This is a genomic window from Aeromonas sp. HMWF014 (genome assembly GCF_963878295.1).
In the GTDB taxonomy this organism is placed as follows: Bacteria; Pseudomonadota; Gammaproteobacteria; order Enterobacterales; family Aeromonadaceae; genus Aeromonas; species Aeromonas popoffii.
On sequence record NZ_CAWNYS010000290.1, the window covers coordinates 1 to 2790 of the forward strand.

4 protein-coding genes are annotated in these 2790 nt (G+C 52.8%); all 4 read right to left on the reverse strand.

The features are described 5' to 3' along the window. Positions 1–209 precede the first annotated feature (209 nt). Positions 210–701, reverse strand: coding sequence for a hypothetical protein (locus tag AAC083_RS12035; RefSeq protein WP_258224671.1), 492 nt, complete (start codon positions 699–701; stop codon positions 210–212). 3 nt (positions 702–704) lie between these two features. Continuing rightward, positions 705–1181, reverse strand: a complete 477-nt coding sequence (locus AAC083_RS12040; RefSeq protein WP_108536726.1) for a hypothetical protein — start codon at positions 1179–1181, stop codon at positions 705–707. Positions 1182–1465: 284 nt separating this feature from the next. After that, positions 1466–2209, reverse strand: coding sequence for a DUF4123 domain-containing protein (locus AAC083_RS12045; protein WP_108536727.1), 744 nt, complete (start codon positions 2207–2209; stop codon positions 1466–1468). Then, positions 2209–2790 (reverse strand): bacteriophage T4 gp5 trimerisation domain-containing protein (locus tag AAC083_RS12050; RefSeq protein ID WP_146181664.1); only part of this gene is annotated, 582 nt, incomplete at its 5' end. The genes AAC083_RS12045 and AAC083_RS12050, both read right to left, overlap by 1 nt.

Sequence of the window (2790 nt, forward strand, 5' to 3'; positions counted from 1 at the left end):
GAGCACCAGCACAATGGCACTCAGCCAGCGTCCCCAGCGGGGCATCAAGTCCCACGCAGCCGTGGCCATGGTGGAAATAAATCGGGTCATATAAATCTCTTATTTTTAGTTAGCGGCATAAAAAGAAAGTGAACAGGAGCCGATCCCCGCCTGATCCAGGCTCTCTTCTCGATCAGTACGGCACTTCAGGTCATCCCTATCCACCATCACTATTTCCTCGTGCGATAAATATTAAATTCATCTTGCATATCGATATGGCAACTGGTAGCCCAACGAACTAACGGCTTGTTATCGGGTAAAAACAGCACACAAAAATCATCTTGTCCCTTCTCCCGCTTGGGCATCGGGAGGATAAGCGAGTGCTTTTCGGGCCGTAGCCCTTCTTTTTCCTGCTGGTCGAGCGTAGTGCTGAGCAACCAGTCGATTTTTACCGTATCGCCATCAATCCGATAGGGGCCTGCACGTCCGCCACCGCCGGCACCGAATCCATCAAACGCCAACGTGTTGCTCCCCATCTTGCTATTGACATAGACGTAACTGATGGGCGATCGATCACCGACATGAGCACGATAGAGGCCCCGCCATGTCGCTCCGGTAACAGAAACGCCCATCCCAGCCAGAGCAGCAGCACAATGGCACTCAGCCTGCGTCCCCAGCGGGGCATCAAGTCCCAAGCCGCATTTATCATGGAAAGCCCCCATGAACTAGACATGATGTGCTCTTGCCCTATACCAGTTGATCACCTCGCCGACTCGCCGCAATTCATTGTTTTTCAACATGGCGAACACGCACAAAAAGGCGGCAGCACGCAACAAGTTGCACAGGGCGATAAATATAAACTCGGCAAGATAGATCAACTTCATCTTGGGATCATGAAGGGTCACCCAGCTATCGACACACTCCTGATATTTGAAGTCCAAGGAACCGACCTGATCCTGAATATCGGCACAGACCTCTTGGTTCTCTGCCTGCTTTCTTGCCTGCTGCAACCCATAGCCAGAAAGGGCTGAGCTAATATAGGTACTATCTAGCAGTAGAAATAGTGCAGCCAGAGCGATCACAACGTATGCACTGCGCCCCCTTGCCATCAGCCATAAACTGAGGATGAGGAGGGTGGCATAGAGCCAGCCCTCCCACGACCAGTTGTCTAGCCTCAAAGCCCATAAAATCTCATTGAACATGGGGCCTCCTTTTTAGCAGGACCAGCGACCCCATGATGATCACCATAAGGGTCACCCATTGGTAAATACTTTGACTCAGGGTAAAGAGTGCCCAGAAAGAAGGGATATATTTGGCTGAAAATAGAGCGTATATGCTGGGAAAGGCCATCAATAGCTGTAGACAGGATAACAGCCACAATCTGCGACTTCGCCTGGCGCAAAATGAAAAGCACAAGGCCAAGGTCAGCGAAACAAATACATATAAATCACTATAAAGGGACATACATCTCTCTCTTTACCTCTGACTAAGCGCAGCTCTGTTCAATCTCTTCATTGAGGGCTTTATTACCCCCCTCCAGCCATATCAGGGCCCAAAGTAGCCGGTCTGCCGCCGAGGCGCCGCGCTTATCTGCCTTGCCCAGGGCCTTGAGCGCCTGAGCAGTACGCAGGCAGGCTGGGAATTGCGAAAAGGTGTGCCCTTCCCGCCACTGATTTAGCAATCTGGGCAGATCCTTATCTCCCATCAGTGCAGCAAACAGGGACTCGCTAAGCTGGATAGGCAACAGAGGCGCGACAATAGCTTCAATCTGATGCTCGGCCCAATTATCCTCACACTGCCATGTCCACCAACACTCTATTCCACCAAAGAGAGCGCCATACCAGGGCGCCTGACACTCGGCCAGCATCAAAGGCAGCGCCTGCGCCGTATAGAAACGCAGTAGTTGGCTATGCAGCCCCTTGGGCTCAACCACCATGCAGCACATTGCCAGTTGCTGCTGGAGCTCATCCAGTGAACGCTGGCTGTGGATCAATCCCAGTACCAGCCCCTGTTCAGTCATTGACTCGAGTAAAGACGCAGAGGCTTGTTGGCAGCGCCAAAGCCAAGGGCCCAGGTTAATCAGTTCAAAAAGGTCGGGATGGATCAATAGCGGACGCAAAAATTCACTCTCGCTGGCTAACAGCTTCTCTCGTAATTCACCTTTCAGCTCTGCACCTTCGAACAATACATAGCAAGCATCATCAGACCACAACTTCTCAGGTAGCATCATTATTCCCCCTGTACGACAGCATCACCCTGTCGCATTGCCCGTAGCATGCAAGGGATGCAGACAGGTTTCTCCATAGGCGGAAGCGCCTTTAACAAGGCCTCTGCACTCGTCTGGGTGGCGATTTGTGGCACGATAGTGACATGTTCTGGAAACGGCTCAGATGCGACAGCTTTCGGTAATGAGGGGGCCTGTCCACCCCAGCCGGAACCATTACCAGGGCTACCGCCAGAGTTCATTTTGATGGAGGGACCGACCAAGGTGACGCCACTGGGGTCAACTTTCACAAAGCTACCACCGACCTTGAGCGTCAGCTCTGAGCCTGCTTCCAGCACAATCTTGTTACCGGCCTTGATGTGGACCTCTTGGCCCGCTTCAACCAGCAGTGACTGCCCCAGCTTCTGGTGCATGGAAGCATCCACCGTCAGCGAATAGTCGGCCTTGATCTGGTCGCGCTTCTCACCCTCCACCGTCAGGTGGTCGTTGGCCTTGATGCGGGTGACGCGCTCGTTGTCGATGTCGGTGTGCTGGTCATGCTTGATGTGCCAGGCAGCGTCGTTCTCTATCAGCACGTTCAGGTCTTT